Origin of the sequence: Pseudomonas sp. Cab53, from assembly GCF_018325965.1 — a bacterium.
Taxonomy (GTDB): Bacteria; Pseudomonadota; Gammaproteobacteria; order Pseudomonadales; family Pseudomonadaceae; genus Aquipseudomonas; species Aquipseudomonas chlororaphis_E.
The window spans coordinates 2,681,820-2,698,406 of the sequence record NZ_AP021902.1 but is presented as its reverse complement, the minus strand read 5'-3'; the positions used below and the strand labels follow the sequence as shown (position 1 = coordinate 2,698,406).

Annotated in this window: 10 protein-coding genes and 1 pseudogene; all 11 read right to left on the bottom strand. The window is 63.8% G+C overall.

Features of this window, described 5'->3' with window-relative positions; genetic code table 11:
• Positions 1-33 precede the first annotated feature (33 nt).
• Complete coding sequence (locus KI241_RS11805; RefSeq protein WP_042728373.1) at positions 34-1,653, bottom strand: methyl-accepting chemotaxis protein; 1,620 nt, start codon at positions 1,651-1,653, stop codon at positions 34-36.
• A 111-nt stretch (positions 1,654-1,764) separates the two neighbouring features.
• Positions 1,765-2,460 carry an anaerobic ribonucleoside-triphosphate reductase activating protein gene (locus KI241_RS11800; RefSeq protein WP_042728372.1) on the bottom strand — a complete coding sequence of 232 codons (696 nt, stop codon included), beginning with the start codon at positions 2,458-2,460 and terminating at the stop codon, positions 1,765-1,767.
• Positions 2,457-4,679, bottom strand: a pseudogene (locus KI241_RS11790) (ribonucleoside triphosphate reductase). The gene KI241_RS11800 and the pseudogene KI241_RS11790 overlap by 4 nt, the downstream one beginning before the upstream one ends.
• A 279-nt stretch (positions 4,680-4,958) precedes the next feature.
• Positions 4,959-5,951 (bottom strand): GTP 3',8-cyclase MoaA, encoded by a 993-nt coding sequence (gene moaA, locus KI241_RS11785; protein ID WP_042728369.1) that lies wholly within the window; start codon positions 5,949-5,951, stop codon positions 4,959-4,961.
• Between the two features lie 24 nt (positions 5,952-5,975).
• The gene (locus tag KI241_RS11780; RefSeq protein WP_123578118.1) at positions 5,976-6,938 is read right to left on the bottom strand and encodes a peptidylprolyl isomerase; all 963 of its coding nucleotides are present in this window, start codon (positions 6,936-6,938) and stop codon (positions 5,976-5,978) included.
• Between the two features lie 10 nt (positions 6,939-6,948).
• On the bottom strand, positions 6,949-7,629 hold the full coding sequence (gene narI, locus KI241_RS11775) for a respiratory nitrate reductase subunit gamma (protein WP_042732202.1): 681 nt from the start codon (positions 7,627-7,629) through the stop codon (positions 6,949-6,951).
• Positions 7,622-8,377 carry a nitrate reductase molybdenum cofactor assembly chaperone gene (gene narJ, locus KI241_RS11770; protein WP_047738027.1) on the bottom strand — a complete coding sequence of 252 codons (756 nt, stop codon included), beginning with the start codon at positions 8,375-8,377 and terminating at the stop codon, positions 7,622-7,624. Before narJ ends, narI begins: the two co-directional genes overlap by 8 nt.
• Before the next feature lie 2 nt (positions 8,378-8,379).
• Positions 8,380-9,918: a nitrate reductase subunit beta gene (narH, locus tag KI241_RS11765; protein WP_042732204.1), complete on the bottom strand. Its 1,539-nt coding sequence runs from the start codon at positions 9,916-9,918 to the stop codon at positions 8,380-8,382.
• Between the two features lie 10 nt (positions 9,919-9,928).
• Positions 9,929-13,696: a nitrate reductase subunit alpha gene (locus KI241_RS11760; RefSeq protein ID WP_047738026.1), complete on the bottom strand. Its 3,768-nt coding sequence runs from the start codon at positions 13,694-13,696 to the stop codon at positions 9,929-9,931.
• 66 nt (positions 13,697-13,762) lie between these two features.
• Positions 13,763-15,160, bottom strand: coding sequence for a NarK family nitrate/nitrite MFS transporter (locus tag KI241_RS11755; protein ID WP_042729947.1), 1,398 nt, complete (start codon positions 15,158-15,160; stop codon positions 13,763-13,765).
• Positions 15,138-16,439, bottom strand: coding sequence for a nitrate/nitrite transporter (locus tag KI241_RS11750; RefSeq protein ID WP_047738023.1), 1,302 nt, complete (start codon positions 16,437-16,439; stop codon positions 15,138-15,140). Before KI241_RS11750 ends, KI241_RS11755 begins: the two co-directional genes overlap by 23 nt.
• Between the last annotated feature and the right edge of the window lie 148 nt (positions 16,440-16,587).

Sequence of the window (16,587 nt, the reverse complement as noted above, 5' to 3'; positions counted from 1 at the left end):
GCTCCCACCGAGGGGCCGTAATGCCCCACCCTGCTACACCTTGAAGCGCGCCACCGTCTGATGCAGTGAGCCGGCCATCTGGGCCAGGTCCTGGCCTGCGCTGTCGGTGTGCCGGGCGCCGAGCAGCACCTGCTCGGACAGGTTGCGGATGCCCACCAGGTTGCGGTCCACCTCGCGGGCCACCAGGGCCTGCTGTTCCGTGGCGCTGGCGATCATCAGGTTGCGCTCGTTGATCTGCGAGATCGAGCGAGCGATTTCATCCAGGGCCTCGCCGGAACGTTGGGCCACTTGCAGCGTGGTCTGCACCAGCTCGCTGTTGTGTTGCATGGCCGTCACCGCGTGCCCGCTGTCCTCGCGGATATTGCCGATCATGTCCTCGATTTCCCGGGTTGAATCCTGGGTACGATGGGCCAGCGCCCGGACCTCGTCGGCCACCACGGCAAAGCCGCGGCCGGCATCCCCGGCCCGAGCCGCTTCAATGGCGGCGTTCAGTGCCAGCAGGTTGGTCTGCTCGGCCACGTTGCGGATCACGTCCAGCACCGAACTGATGTCCTGGACCCGCCCGGCCAGTTGCTGGATCCGCCCGGAGGTGTCCGTCACGCCGTCCGCCAGCGCAGTGATGGAGGCGACCGTTTCCTGGACTTGCTCGCGGCCGCGCTGGGCGGTGCGCTCCGACACCCGCGAAGCTTCGCTGGTGCTCACCGCGTTGCGCGCCACCTCGTCCACGGCGGCGGTCATCTGGTTCACCGCCGCCGCGGCCTGTTCGATTTCCTGGCCCTGCAACTGCAAGGTGCTGTTGGTCTGGCTGCTCACGGCACTCAACTCTTCCGAGGAACTGGCCACCCGGTCCACCGACGCCGCGATGTGCCGGACCATGCTGTTGAGGCTCTGTTGCATGTCGTGCATGTGGTTCATCACGCTGTCGTTGGCGCCGACGCCCACCGGCACCCGGATCGTCAGGTCGCCCTGGGCGATGTGGCTCAGCACCCGCGCCGCATCGTCGGGCTCCCCGCCCAAGGGCCGCGTCACGCTGCGGGTCACCAGGATCGCGACACTGGCGACCACCGCCAAACACGCCAGAACCAACGCCAGCATGTTGCGCCGCGCGTCGCTGTAGCGCGCCTGGGCCTGGCGTTCGCGCTCGACAAAGACCTTGCCCTGCATCGCCATGATCCCTTCGAGGCTCTTGTACACCTCCTGCTCCGCCGGGATCACGCCTTGCTTGAGTTGCTTCATCGCCTCATCCGTCGCGCCCTGGCGGATCAACGCCTGCACCTGGACGAATGCGGCGACGTAGGCCTCGCGGCGCTTCTTCAACTGCGCGTATGCCGCCTGGCCTTCGGGCTGGTCGAACAACGGTTCGAGGGTGGCAAAGGCCTGGGTGATGCGTTGCCGGGTGGCGTCGATGGACTGCTGGACTTGCCCATTGTCCTTGTCGATCAACAAGTCACGGGTGTTCCTGGCGTTATCGCGCACACCGGTGGCGATGACCATGATCGGGTCGATCTTCGGCCAATCCTGTCGCACGATCTGCTCGGACTGGTCGCGCAGCATCGCCAGGTCGTTCAAGGCGTACAGCGCCAGGGCGATCAAGGCCAATGGCGCGATGGCAAAGCCGATCACGATGCGTTGGGCGGTGGTGAGTCTGGTCATGTCAAATGCTCCCTGTTCAACTACCTGCCGGCTGGCAGCGCATTTGAAAACCAAAAAAAGGAATGGCCCGGTGGTTCCGGGCCGCGGTGAATCGTGCCCTGCAGCGGTCGGTCAACTGCGCAACACGAACGAGGGGAACAATTCGCGCATGGCGGCCCACAGGTCGGGTTGCAAGCCTTGTGCCGAGACGCTGGAAAGATGAGGGTCGAGCATCCGCGCAGTGCGTACCAGCTGCACGGCAAAGCGCCTGACGCCACGTTCGCTCAGGCGCCGGGCCAGGGTCAGCAGCCGCTCGGGATCGAACAGGTGCCAATGCACCGTGGTGCGACATTCGTAATCCACGCCGCTTTCGAGCAAGTGGTCGAGGCTGCGCCAGTTGGCGCTGCCGCTGCCTTCCACCCGGGTCACGTCCAGGGCATCCTCGGGCAGGGCCTTGATGTCGAACCCCACCCAGTCGGCTTGCCCGACCACCTTGGCAAAGGCCGCCGGCTTGATGCCGGCACTGTGCAAGCCGATGCGAAACCCCATCTGCCGAACTTCGTCCATGGCCGAGGCGAGGCCGTCCTGCAAGGTCGGTTCGCCGCCGCTGAACACCACGGCGTCGAGCAGGTCCTGGCGGCGTTGCAGGAACGCCAGCACGCGGCACCAATCCACTTCCTCGCTGCCACGAGGCGGGATCAGTTGCGGGTTATGGCAATAACGACAACGCCAGGCGCAGCCCTGGCAGAACAGCACGCACGCCAGTTGGCCCGGGTAATCGAGGGTGGTCAGGGGCACCATGCCCCCGACCCGCAGCACTCGACTCATGGACGCCCGGCCGCGCGTTCGGTGAAGTGCACCCGCTCGCGATGCTCGGACTGCTTGCCGGGGTTGAACGCCGCCACCGGACGGTGATAGCCCATCACTCGGGTCCAGACTTCACAACGTTGACGTTGCGCTTGCGCGACAGGGGTCTGTGGGGCCGTGCTCGATGCATTCATGGTAAAGCTCCTTGCGGTCGATGGATCGGATCAGTGGACGCTGCCGGCCTGTTGCTGTTGCAGCAGCAAGGCCTCGTCGCATTTGGGACAGAACTCGTGTTCGCCGGCCAGGTAACCGTGGACCGGGCAGATGGAAAAGGTCGGCGTGATGGTCAGGTACGGCAGGCGGAAGCGCCCGAGCGCCTTGCGCACCAGTTGCTTGCAGGCCTGCGTGGAGGAGATCTGCTCGGCCATGTACAGGTGCAACACGGTGCCGCCGGTGTATTTGCACTGCAGTTCGTCTTGCAGTTCGAGGGCCTCGAACGGGTCGTCGGTGAACCCCACCGGCAGTTGCGAAGAGTTGGTGTAGTACGGCGCCACCGGGCTGCCGGCCTGCAGGATGTCGGGGTAGCGCTTGAGGTCTTCCTTGGCGAAACGGTACGTGGTGCCTTCGGCAGGCGTGGCCTCCAGGTTGTAGAGGTGGCCGGTTTCCTCCTGGAAGCGCAGCAGCGTCGCACGCACGTGGTCCAGCAGCCTCAGGGCGAAGGCCCGGCCCTGTTCGGTGTGCAGGCCCTGCTGGTCATCGGTGAAGTTGCGCAGCATTTCGTGCAGGCCGTTCACGCCGATGGTGGAGAAGTGGTTGCGCAAGGTGCCCAGGTAACGCTTGGTGTAGGGGTACAGGCCGGCGTCCATGTGGTGCTGGATGACCTTGCGCTTGACCTCCAGGCTTTCCTTCGCCAGCTCCATCAGGGCATCGAGGCGTTGCAGCAAGGCACTGGTGTCGCCCTTGTACAGGTAGCCCAGGCGGGCGCAGTTGATCGTCACCACCCCAAGCGAGCCGGTCTGCTCCGCCGAACCGAACAGGCCGCCACCGCGCTTGAGCAGCTCGCGCACGTCCAGTTGCAAGCGGCAGCACATCGACCGCACCTGGTTGGGTTGCATGTCCGAGTTGAGGAAGTTCTGGAAGTACGGCAAGCCGTAGCGTGCGGTCATCTCGAACAGGCGGTCGGCGTTTTCGCTGTCCCACGGGAAGTCATGGGTGATGTTGTAGGTCGGGATCGGGAACGTGAACACCCGCCCTTTCGCGTCGCCGGCCTGCATCACTTCGATGTAGGCGCGGTTGAGCAACTCCATCTCCGCTTGCAGGTCGCCATAGGCGAACGGCATCTCTTCACCGCCGATGATCGGGATCTGCTCGCGCAGATCTTGTGGGCAGACCCAGTCGAAGGTCAGGTTGGTGAACGGCGTCTGCGTGCCCCAGCGCGACGGCACGTTAAGGTTGTAGATGAATTCCTGCAACGACTGGCGGACCTCATCGTAGCTGAGGTTGTCCTTGCGCACGTAGGGTGCCAGGTAGGTGTCGAACGAGCTGAACGCCTGGGCGCCGGCCCATTCGTTCTGCAAGGTGCCGAGGAAATTCACCATCTGCCCCAGGGCGCTGCTCAGGTGCTTGGGCGGCCCGGCCTCGACCCGCCCCGGCACGCCGTTGAGGCCATCGTGCAGCAGCGTGCGCAAGGACCATCCGGCACAGTAGCCGGCGAGCATGTCCAGGTCGTGGATGTGCAGGTCGGCCTCGCGGTGCGCCTGGCCGATGGCTTGTCTGTAGACCTCGTCGAGCCAGTAGTTGGCGGTGACCTTGCCCGACACATTGAGGATCAGCCCGCCGAGGGAATAGCCCTGGTTGGCGTTGGCCTGCACGCGCCAGTCTTCGCGGTCGAGGTATTCGTTCATCGACGTGGCGACTTCCACCAGCGTGCGGCGATCCCGGCGCAGGCGACCATGCTGCTCGCGATAGACGATGTAGGCGCGCATGGAGAGGAAGAACCCGGCGTCCATGAGCACCCGCTCGACCCGGTCCTGGATCTGCTCGACACTCAGTCGCGTTTGCCCTTCCAGACGCGCCAGCACCGCCTCCAGCAACCCTTCGGCTTGCGCCTCGGCGTACTCGCCGGTGGCCTTGCCGGCGGCGATCAAGGCCTGGCGGATCTTGTCCGCGTCAAAGGCCACCACGCTGCCGTCGCGCTTGTGCAGGCGGTTGCACCCTACTGAGATCAATGTGCTTTGCATTTGGGCTCCAGACACTACATATAGGCTTTTTTAATTCATAAACCACAATATGCAGTGAAGGGTACGGGTGAAAGGTGGGTTTGCAATTGATTGATGTCAAGAATCGGGAGAAGGCCTGAAGAACAATTTTGGGGCCTTGCGATGAGGGTGAATCAGTGTGCGAGGCAGTGGATGTACCGGCCCCTTCGCGGGCAAGCCCGCTCCCACAGGTACTTCACTGAAGATCCCGTGTGGGAGCGGGCTCGCCCGCGAAGGCGATGGCACAAGCGACGAGTATCCTCACCCCCCACTCATGTTCATGAACCGCACGACCTGCACCTCGCCACCGGGGTTGAAGTCGTGGCGCTGGGGTTTGCCGCGCAAGGCGTGTTGCACCGCCTGGATCAGCGGCAGGTCTTGCAGAGGATAGCGTCGTAGCAGGCCGCGCAGGTCAAGGGAGTCCTCCTGCCCCAGGCACAGCAGCAAGCGCCCTTCGACCGTCAGGCGCACGCGGTTGCAACTGGCGCAGAAGTTATGGGTGTTTGGCGAGATGAAGCCGATCCGGGTGTCCGGATGCCGCTCCAGGCGCACATAACGCGCCGGCCCGCCGCTGCTTTCGGCGCTGTCGAGCAAGCGATGCCGGCTGGCGATCGCGGCCCGCACCTCGTCGCTGGAACAGAACGACTCGCCCCGGGAACGCCCCACCTCCCCCAACGGCATTTCCTCGATGAAGCTGATGTCGATGCGTTGGTCGATGGCGTACTGCACCAACGCAGGCACCTCGTCGAAATTGCGCCCCTTCATCACCACGCAGTTGAGCTTGACCCGCTCGAAGCCCGCCGATTTCGCCGCTTCAATCCCGGCCAGCACCTGGTCGAGGTTGCCGTTGCGGGTGATCGCCCGAAACCGCTCCCCGTCCAGGCTGTCGAGGCTGATATTCATGCGCTTGACGCCAGCATCGACCAACGGCCGGGCCAGTCGCCCCAGCTGCGAGCCGTTGCTGGTCATCACCAGCTCACGCAGGCCGGGCAAGGCCGCGATATCGCGGCACAGCCCGACGATTCCCGGACGGATCAGCGGCTCGCCACCAGTCAGGCGAATCTTCTTCACCCCCAGCCCCACGAACAGCCGCGCCAAGCGCTGCAACTCCTCCAGGGTCAACACCTGCTGACGGGGCAGGAACGTCATGTTTTTCGCCATGCAATACACACAGCGAAAATCACAACGATCGGTCACCGACATCCGCAGATAATCGATCTGGCGTCCAAACCCGTCCTGCAACACGGCGTTCATGGTTATCCCCTGGTTGACCCGGTGCTACTGCACCAGCGGCGAATCGGCACCCTGCAGACGAATACCGCGGATGTCCGCCGCACCGATCAGGGTCTGCAGGTATTGCACCAGCGCTTTTTGCCAGACGCCTTGCTGCAACTGGGTACGGATCGCCGTCGCCACCGCCTCGTACGGCAGCGGCTGGCCGTCGATGCGCTGGTCGACACTGATCACGTGCCAGCCATAGCGACTTTCCAGCGGCTTGCTACACAGCCCCGCCGGCAAGGCAAACAGCTGGCGCTCCAGCTCAGGCACCGTCTGGCCCTTGCTGATCTGCCCCAGCGACCCACCCTGCTCCTTGGACGGACAGGCCGAGTACTTCTGGGCCAGCTCGGCAAAGCTGCCTGGGAACTGATCCAAGCGTTCCAGCAGCAGCTCGGCCTGGACGTGGGCGAGGCTGCGAGCCTCGGCATCGTCCGGCGCGCATTCGAGCAGGATGTGCCGCACCGCCAGCAACGGGGCGCTATGAAAGCGCGCCCGATTGCTGTCGTAATAGCGCAGGCAGGTGGCCTCGTCACAATGCGGCACCTGCACCTCCTGTTCGAGCAACAGCCGCGTCGCCGCTTCCTCTTCGTTTTCACCGGCACCAACCTGCAGGGACAGGCCCAGCTCGGCGATGCGCTGCTGCAGCAACTCACGGATCACCAAGGCCCGCGCCGCCTGGTAGAGCGCCTCTTCGCGGCTGTCCGCCGGGTGATACTGCAGCTCCTGGGCCATCGCCTGCGGGGTGATCGACACCCCGTTGACGCTGATGATCGGCCATTCCTGTTCACTGCTGGCGATCAACTCGGCCGGAGCCTCGTCCACCGCCACCGGCGCCGCCTGGGCCGGTGCGTACTGCACCGGTTCGACCTCGGCCACCGAGGCCGTCATCGGCGCGGCCTTTGCCGAAGAACCGCAGCCGCCGCTGCCGCCGTTACCGCCACCACATCCGCATCCACTGGCCATGATCGCCTCCTCAGAACTTCTGCCGAACGATTTGATAACGACGTCCCAGGTACCAGACCGGCGCACTGATGATGTGCACCAGACGGGTGAACGGGAACAGCACGAACAGGGTCAGGCCCAGCACCACATGGAGCTTGTAGACCAGGCTCACCGGCGCGATGGAGGTCGCGGCTTCCACCGGACGCAACAGCACGGTGTTCTGTGCCCAGTCCGCCAGCATCACCATTACCGAACCGTCCATATGGCCGGTGGAAGCGACGATGGTCAGCAAGCCCAGCACCAGTTGCACCAGCAGTACCACCAACACCAGGATGTCCGAGGTGTTGGACGTGGCACGCACCCGTGGATCGGTCAGGCGGCGGTTGAGCAGCATCAGCAAGCCGATCAGGCCCAGCACGCCGAAGAAGCCACCGGAAACCATCGCCAGCAACTGCTTGTGCTCGGTGCTCAGCACATGGTGGTAGATCGCGGCCGGCGTCAGCAGGCCGACGAAATGCCCGGCCAGCACGAACAGCACGCCGACGTGGAACAGGTTGCTGGCCACGCGCATGCCGCTCTTGTTCAGCATCTGGCTGGAACCGGCCTTCCAGGTGTACTGGGACAGGTCGAACCGTGCCCAGCTACCGATCAGGCAGATCGCCAAGGCGACATACGGATAGACCCCGAACAACAACAGATCCCATTTAGACATTGCCCACCTCCCCGGCCGGCGCAACGGCCTGCCCTTCATGCTGAAAATCCACCCAGTGCAACGGCACCGCACTTTCTTCTCTGGCCTTGCCCGGCGCGCTGGGCAGCGAACCGCAACGGTCCTGCTGCTCGGCCTTCAGGAAGTCCACCGCCTCTTCCTCCCAGATCCGGTCCAGGGCTTCGAGGGAGTCATCCCTCGGCTCGGCCTTGACCTGCTCACGCAGTTCGGCCACCGCGCCCTGGGGCTCGGCCCCGGCGATTTGCAACAAGGCCCGGAAGCAACTGGCATAGGCGCTTTCACGCTCCTCCAGGCGCGCCGCGAGCAAGGCCAGCAAGTGCGCGACATCGGCCAGCCCCTCGCGGGCCTCGAGGTCCTCGCGGGTGGAGAGGTATTCCAGGTACAGCGGGATATAATCCGGCAGCTCCTTGACGCCGATGGCGAAACCGGCCTCTTCGTACTGGGCCATCATGTCCACCATGGCCTGGCCCCGGTCGCGGGACTCGCCATGGACATGCTCGAACAGCAGCAACGACAGCGACCGACCGCGGCCGAACAGCGCGCCGTAGTGCTCCTGGCCGTCCATCAGGTCCTTGGCGCAGATCACTTCCAGCAGCTCGAACAGACCGGCGCGCTGGTTGGGACTGATTTCCCGCGCCTGGAGAATTGCTTCCTCCAGCTCGTCGCGACCGGCCACCAGGGTCTCGGTCGGGTAGTCGAGCAACAACGAAATCACCTTGAGAATGCGCATGGTCAGTCCTCCCACAACTGCACGGTCTTGATCACGTCGCGACGGTTGGCCTTCTTGCCGCCGAACATGTTGGTGTCGGAACTGCCGCTGCAACCGCTGCCGAAACTGAAACCGCAACCGGAGCGTTCGGCGAACGCGTCGCTCATCGCGTCTTCACGGTGGGCACTTGGCACGACGAAACGGTCTTCGTAGTTGGCGATGGCCAGGTAGCGGTACATCTCTTCCACCTGGTTCACGCTCAAATCGACATCGGCCAGCACTTTCAGGTCTTTCACGCCGTCCACCTGCTCGGAACGCTTGTAGGCACGCATCGCCAACAGACGCTTGAGGGCCAGCTTGACCGGCTTCTCATCGCCAGCGGTCAGCAGGTTGGCCAGGTAACGCAGCGGGATGCGTAGGCTGTCGACGTCCGGGATCACCCCGTTCATGCCGACGGTACCGGCCGCGGCGGCGTTCTGGATCGGCGACAGCGGCGGCACGTACCAGACCATTGGCAGGGTGCGGTATTCAGGGTGCAACGGCAGCGCGAGTTTCCAGTCCACGGCCATCTTGTACACCGGCGAACGTTGCGCCGAGTCGATCACCGACTGTGGCACGCCATCGGCCAGGGCCTGGCGGATCACCGCCGGGTCGTTCGGGTCGAGGAAAATTTCCAGCTGTTTCTCGTACAGGTCCTGCTCGTTGGCGGTGCTGGCCACTTCGCTGATGCGGTCGGCGTCATACAGCAGCACGCCCAGGTAGCGGATCCGTCCCACGCAGGTTTCAGCGCAGACAGTCGGCATGCCGGCTTCGATGCGCGGGTAGCAGAAAATGCATTTTTCCGACTTGCCGCTCTTCCAGTTGAAGTAAATCTTCTTGTACGGGCAGCCGCTGATGCACATGCGCCAGCCGCGGCATTTCTCCTGGTCGATCAGGACGATGCCGTCCTCTTCGCGCTTGTAGATCGCCCCGCTCGGGCAGGACGCCGCGCACGCCGGGTTCAGGCAGTGCTCGCACAGGCGCGGCAGGTACATCATGAAGGTGTTTTCGTACTCGCCGTAGATGTCCGCCTGGATCTTGTCGAAGTTCTTGTCCTTGCGCCGCTTGGCGAATTCGGTACCGAGAATTTCTTCCCAGTTCGGGCCCCACTCGATCTTCTCCATGCGTTTGCCGGACACCACCGAACGCGGCCGCGCAACAGGCTGGTGCTCGCCCAGCGGAGCGGTGTGCAGGTGCTGGTAGTCGAAGTCGAACGGTTCGTAGTAGTCGTCCAGGCTCGGCAGGTCCGGGTTGGCGAAGATGTTCGCCAACACGCGGAACTTGCCGCCGATGCGTGGGTTGATCGAGCCGTCGGCGTTACGGATCCAGCCGCCCTTCCACTTGTCCTGGTTTTCCCATTCCTTGGGGTAGCCGATCCCGGGTTTGGTCTCGACGTTGTTGAACCAGGCGTATTCCATGCCTTCGCGGCTGGTCCAGACGTTCTTGCAGGTGATCGAACAGGTGTGGCAACCGATGCACTTGTCCAGGTTCAGGACCATGCCGATCTGTGAACGAATTTTCATTTCAATCTCCTCAATCCAGCTCAGTCGGCAGGGGACGCGGCAGGTCATCGCCGCTGGAACCGTCGAGCCAGTCGACCTTGGCCATCTTGCGCACCACGACGAATTCATCGCGGTTGCAACCGACCGTGCCGTAATAGTTGAAGCCGTAGGCCTGCTGGGCGTAGCCACCGATCATGTGGGTGGGCTTGAGCACCACGCGGGTCACCGAGTTGTGGTGGCCGCCGCGGGTCTTGGTGGTTTCCGAGCCGGGCACGTTCACGATCCGTTCCTGGGCGTGGTACATCATCACCATGCCCTCCTTGACCCGCTGGCTGACCACCGCGCGGGCGGTCAGCGCGCCGTTGGCGTTGAAGCACTCGACCCAGTCGTTGTCCTCGATGCCGGCGCGCCGGGCGTCGATCTCGGAGAGCCAGATGATCGGGCCGCCACGGCTCAAGGTGAGCATCAGCAGGTTGTCGGTGTAGGTGCTGTGGATGCCCCATTTCTGGTGCGGGGTGATCCAGTTCAGGACGATCTCGGTCTCGCCGTTGCTGCGCTTGCCCTTGACCACGTCGATGGTGCGGGTGTTGACCGGTGGCCGGTAGCTCATCAGTTGCTCGCCGAACGCCTGCATCCAAGGGTGATCCTGGTAGAACTGCTGGCGGCCGGTGATGGTGCGCCATGGGATCGACTCATGGACGTTGGTGTAGCCGGCGTTGTAGCTGACGTGATCGTCTTCCAGGCCGGACCAGGTCGGGCTTGAAATGATCTTGCGCGGCTGGGCCTGGATGTCACGGAAGCGAATGGCCTCGTGTTCCTTGGGCACGGCCAGGTGGCTGTGGTCGATGCCGGTGAACTCCGACAAGGCCGCCCAGGCCTTGACCGCCACGTGGCCATTGGTTTCCGGGGCCAGGGACAGGATCACTTCGGCGGCGTCAATCGCGCTGTCGATTTTTGGCCGGCCCTGGCTGATGCCAGCTTCGACCTCGTGGTGGTTCAGTTCGCCAAGGAATTTCACCTCGGCCTCGGTGTTCCAGTTGATGCCCTTGCCGCCGTTGCCGAGCTTCTCGAGCATCGGGCCCAGGGAAGTGAACTGCTTGTAGATGTTGGGGTAGTCGCGCTCCACCACTTGCAGGTTCGGTGCGTTCTTGCCCGGTTGTGGCGCCTCGCCGGCGGTTTTCCAGTCGGTGCCGCCAAACGGCTGGGCCAGTTCGCCGACGCTGTCGTGCATCAGCGGTACGGTGACCAGGTCTTTTTCCACGCCCAGGTGGCCGACCGCCATGGCCGAGAACGCCTTGGCGATGCCCTTGTAGATTTCCCAGTCCGAACGCGATTCCCACGCAGGATCGATGGCCGCCGACAGTGGGTGGATGAACGGGTGCATGTCGGAGGTGTTCATGTCGTCTTTTTCGTACCAGGTGGCGGTCGGCAAGACGATGTCCGAATACACGCAGGTCGAGGACATGCGGAAGTCCAGGGTGGTCACCAGGTCGAGCTTGCCGATGGCGCCTTCGTCGACCCATTCGGCCTCGGTCGGCTTGCAGTCACCGACCTGGCCGATGTCTTCGTTCATCACGCCGTTCTTGGTACCCAGCAGGTACTTGAGCATGTACTCATGGCCCTTGCCCGAGGAGCCCAGCAGGTTGGAGCGCCAGATGAACATGTTGCGCGGGAAGTTCACCGGGTTGTCGGGTTGCTCGCAGGCGAAGCGCAGCGAACCGTCCTGCCAGGACTTGACCACGTAGTCCTTGGGTTCCAGGCCCGCGGCCGCGGCATCGCGGCAGATGTGCAGCGGGTTGGTGTTGAGTTGTGGCGCGCTGGGCAGCCACCCGGCCCGTTCGGCGCGGATGTTGTAATCCAGGGCGTGTTCGGGGAACTGCGACTTGTCGGCCAATGGCGAGAGCACATCGTGCATGCTCATTTTCTCGTGGCGCCATTGGGAGCTGTGGCCGTAGAAGAAGCTGGTGCCGTTCATCTGCCGCGAAGGACGGTTCCAGTCCAGGCCGAAAGCCAGGGGCAGCCAGCCGCACTGCGGACGGAGTTTTTCCTGGCCAACGTAGTGGGCCCAGCCACCGCCGGTCTGGCCGATGCAACCGCAGAGCATGAGCATGTTGATCAGCCCGCGGTAGTTCATGTCCATGTGGTACCAGTGGTTCATCGCCGCCCCGACGATGATCATCGAGCGTCCACGGGTCTTGTCGGCGTTGTCGGCGAACTCGCGGGCGATCTGGATCGCCTTCTCGCGGCTCACGCCAGTGATCTGCTCCTGCCAGGCCGGGGTGCCGGGCACCGAGGCGTCGTCGTAGTCCTTGGCAACGTTGGCGCCGCCCAGGCCACGGTCGATGGCCAGGTTGGCCGCCGACAGGTCGAACACGGTGGCCACTTTCGCCACACTGCCGTCGGCCAGCACCACGCTGTGCACCGGCACCCGGCGGAACTGCACCGCGTCACCGGCCACGTGCTGGAAGTGCTCCTGGGTTTCACCGGCAAAGTACGGGAACGCCACTTCGGCGACGTCGCCGCCGATCAGGCTCAACTTGAGGTCGATCTCACGCCCTTGGCCGCCTTCGCGCGGCAGGATGTTCCACTTGCCCTTCTCGCCCCAGCGATAGCCGATGGCGCCTTGGGGCGACACCAGCTCGCCGGCCGCATCCAGGGCGATGGTTTTCCACTCGGGGTTGTTGTCCTGGCCGAGGTTGTCGGTCAGGTCGCTGGCGCGCAGGAAGCGATCGGGCTGGTAACCCGATCCCGGAGCGGCGCCGAGCATCGGCTTGAGCATCACCAGCACCGGCAAGTCGGTGTAGCGCTTGGCGTAGTCGGTGAAATAGGCGCTCGGCTTGTCCAGGTGAAACTCTTTGAAGATCACATGGTTAAAGGCTTGGGCCAGCGCGGCGTCGGTGCCCTGCTTGGGGTTGAGCCACAGGTCGGTGAGCTTGGCGACTTCCGAATAGTCCGGGGTGATCGCCACGGTCTTGGTGCCCTTGTAGCGCACCTCGGTAAAGAAGTGTGCGTCGGGGGTGCGGGTCTGCGGGACGTTGGAGCCCCAGGCAATGATGTAGTTGGAGTTGTACCAGTCGGCCGATTCCGGCACGTCGGTCTGCTCGCCCCAGACCATCGGCGAGGCAGGCGGCAAGTCGCAGTACCAGTCATAGAAGCTCAGGCACACGCCACCGATCAGCGACAGGTAACGCGAGCCGGCGGCGTAGCTGACCATCGACATCGCCGGGATCGGCGAGAAGCCCACGACCCGGTCCGGGCCATGTTGCTTGATGGTGTAGACGTTAGCGGCGGCGATGATCTCGTTGACTTCCTCCCAGTTGGAACGGATGAAGCCCCCCATGCCGCGCTTGCTCTTGTAGGAGTCGGCCTTGGCCTTGTTCTCGACGATGCTGGCCCAGGCTTCCACCGGCGGCAGGGTCTGCCGAGCCTGGCGCCACAGCTTGAGCAGCGGCTTGCGGATCTTCGGGTACTTGAGGCGGTTGGCGCTGTAGATGTACCAGCTGTAGCTCGCCCCACGCGGGCAGCCGCGCGGCTCATGGTTGGGCAGGTCGTTGCGGGTGCGCGGGTAGTCGGTCTGCTGGGTTTCCCAGGTGATCAGGCCGTTCTTGACGTAGATTTTCCACGAGCACGAACCGGTGCAGTTCACCCCGTGGGTAGAACGCACGATCTTGTCGTACTGCCAGCGGGAACGGTAGACGTTCTCCCAGTCCCGAGACTCCTTGCGGGTCTCGCCGTGCCCCTCGGAAAACTCGCCTTGCTTGCGGTTGAAGAACCGCAGTTGATCCAGTAAATGACTCACAGTGTCTTTCCTCTCAGGCTTGCTCCGCGGGGTCTGCGCCCCGCCCACGCAACAGTTGAATTCGTCTTAGCAGGGGGTCGCGGCACCCTTGCGCGCGTACCACCACCAGGTCACCACGATGCAGCTCAGGTAGAAGCCGACGAACATGTAGAAGGCCATCTCCGGGCCGCCGGTCAGGGCCATCGAAGTGCCGAAGGACTTGGGAATGAAGAACGCACCGAAGGCGCCCATGGCCGAGCTGAAACCGAGCACCGCTGCCGACTCCTTGCCAGCGTCCTTGAGCGCCTGCTCACGCAGCTCGGGCTTTTTGCCCAGGGCGGCCTTTTCGTGCAGGGTGCGGAAGATCACCGGGATCATGCGGAAGGTGGAGCCGTTGCCCACGCCGGTGGTGATGAACAGCAGCATGAACATCCCCAGGAAGCCGTAGAAGCTGCCGCCCTGGCCGCCTTGTGGCAGGAAGTGCATGACGCCGAACACCATCACGATCATCAGCACGAAGTTCCACAGGGTCACCTTCGCGCCCCCGAGTTTGTCGGCCAGCCAGCCACCCAGCGGCCGCACCAGCGCGCCCACCAATGGGCCCAGGAAAGCGAACTTCAGGGCGATGACGTCCGGGAACGAGGTCTTGATCAGCAGTGGGAACGCGGCGGAGAAACCGATGAACGAACCGAAGGTGGCCAGGTACAGCCAGCACATCAGCCAGTTGTGCTTGCGCTTGAAGATCACCGCCTGCTCGCTGAACGAGGCACGGGCGCTGGACAGGTCGTTCATGCCGAACCAGGCGATCACGGTCACGGCGAGGATGAACGGCACCCAGATGAAACCGGCGTTCTGCAACCACAGCGAGCTGCCATCGGCCAGCACCTGCGGCTGGCCGCCGAGGAAGCCGAACACGCCGAAGGAAATCACCAGCGGCACGCTGAACTGCATCACCGACACACCCAGGTTGCCCAACCCGGCGTTCAGGCCCAGGGCAGTGCCCTGCTGGGACTTGGGGTAGAAGAAGCTGATGTTGGACATGCTCGAGGCGAAGTTGCCGCCGCCGAAACCGCAGAGCAAGGCGATCAGCACGAACACGTTGTAGGGTGTGCTCGGATCCTGCACGGCGAAGCCCATCCACAGCGCGGGCACCAGCAGCGAGGCCGTGCTCAGCGCGGTCCAGCGGCGACCGCCGAAGATCGGCACCATGAACGAGTAGAACACCCGCAAGGTTGCCCCCGACAGCCCCGGCAAGGCGGCCAGCCAGAACAACTGGTCGGTGCTGAAGCTGAAGCCGATGGCGTTCAGGCGCACGATCACCGTGCTCCAGACCATCCACACCGCGAAGGCGAGCAACAGCGCCGGGATCGAGATCCACAGGTTGCGCCGAGCGGTCTGTTTGCCGCTGCGCCCCCAGAATGCAGGGTCTTCCGGGCGCCAGTCATGAATGACCGGGCCTTTGTCAGGCGTTTGCAGAACGGACATGTTCTTCTCCTTGGGCAATGCTGGAAAACGGGGGTTGGCTGGCGGCGGGCGACTTGCCCAGCAGCGGGCGCTTGCGGATTTCGCAGACGTACATCCAGATCAGCGAGACCCAGACCACGCCGTACAGCAACATGAAGCAGGACGAGCGCACGCCGGTGAGGTCCACCAGGGCACCAAACAGGATCGGCAGCACGAACCCGCCCAGGCCGCCGGCCAGGCCGACGATGCCGGACACCGCGCCCATGTTGGTCGGGTAGTCGTTGGCGATGTACTTGAAGACCGAGGCCTTGCCGAACGCGAAGGCGATGCCCATCACGAACAGCAGCACGGTGAACAGCGTGGCGTTGAGGCCGATGTGGAAATCGACGATGCCGTTGACGGTCTGTACTTGCAGTTGTGTCTGCGGGTACGACAGCAGGAACAGGCAGATCCAGCTGACCCACAGCACCCACCAGGTCACGCTCTGGGCGCCCCAGCGGTCCGACATCCAGCCGCCGACGGCCCGCAGCACGCCGCCGGGCAGGGAGAAGCAGGCCGCCAGCAGTGCCGCGCTTTGCAGGCTGAAGCCGTACTCCTGCACGTAGTACTTGGTCATCCACAGGGCCAGGGCCACGTAGCCGCCGAACACGATTGAGTAGTACTGGCAGTAGCGCCACACGGCGGGCTCTTTCAATGCCTTGAGTTGCTCGCGCAGGCTTGTGCTACTGACGCTGCGGTGCTCCTTTTTCTCGGCGGTGAGGAACCAGAACAGCAGCGCGGTGATGAACAGGATGGCGCTGAACACCTTGGGCACCAGGTGCCAGGTGCCCAGGGCGATCAGCGCCGGGGCCAGGAACTTGGTGAGCGCGGACCCGGCGTTGCCGGCACCGAACACGCCCATGGCGAAACCTTGGTTCTGTTTGTCGAACCATTTGGCGACGTAGGCGATGCCGACCGAAAACGAACCGCCGGCCAGGCCGACGAACAGGCCCAGTACCAGGAATTGCCAGAACTGGGTCGCCAGAGTGATCAGGTACAGCGGCAGCACGCAGGACAGCATCAACAAGAAGAACACGATGCGTCCGCCGAAACGGTCGGTCAGCAGCCCCAAGGGCAACCGCACCAGGGAACCGGTCAACACCGGCGTGGCGGCCAGCAGGCCGAATTGGGTCTCGTTGAGGGTGAGCATTTCCTTGATCGGAACGCCCAGCACGGCAAACATCATCCAGACCATGAAGCACACGGTGAAGGCCAAGGTACTCATCCCTAGTACCAGCCCTTGTTGCACTTGCGCTCGCATCGCGATGCACTCCCGTCATTTCGTTGAGCGCAGCCTAGTGATGCGAACCCGGTAAAAACTTGACGTGGATCAAAGAGCTTCCTGGGGGTACTGGCCTATCCTTGGCCGGCCTACCTCCAAGGAGGTAGACCTGGATATTGCTGGAACC

Excerpts from the sequence above, each read along its gene's own strand:
- KI241_RS11805 (WP_042728373.1), bottom strand. The coding sequence starts at position 1,653 with ATGACCAGACTCACCACCGCCCAACGCATCGTGATCGGCTTTGCCATC.
- KI241_RS11800 (WP_042728372.1), bottom strand. The coding sequence starts at position 2,460 with ATGAGTCGAGTGCTGCGGGTCGGGGGCATGGTGCCCCTGACCACCCTC.
- moaA (WP_042728369.1), bottom strand. The coding sequence starts at position 5,951 with ATGAACGCCGTGTTGCAGGACGGGTTTGGACGCCAGATCGATTATCTG.
- KI241_RS11780 (WP_123578118.1), bottom strand. The coding sequence starts at position 6,938 with ATGGCCAGTGGATGCGGATGTGGTGGCGGTAACGGCGGCAGCGGCGGC.
- narI (WP_042732202.1), bottom strand. The coding sequence starts at position 7,629 with ATGTCTAAATGGGATCTGTTGTTGTTCGGGGTCTATCCGTATGTCGCC.
- narJ (WP_047738027.1), bottom strand. The coding sequence starts at position 8,377 with ATGCGCATTCTCAAGGTGATTTCGTTGTTGCTCGACTACCCGACCGAG.
- narH (WP_042732204.1), bottom strand. The coding sequence starts at position 9,918 with ATGAAAATTCGTTCACAGATCGGCATGGTCCTGAACCTGGACAAGTGC.
- KI241_RS11755 (WP_042729947.1), bottom strand. The coding sequence starts at position 15,160 with ATGTCCGTTCTGCAAACGCCTGACAAAGGCCCGGTCATTCATGACTGG.
- KI241_RS11750 (WP_047738023.1), bottom strand. The coding sequence starts at position 16,439 with ATGCGAGCGCAAGTGCAACAAGGGCTGGTACTAGGGATGAGTACCTTG.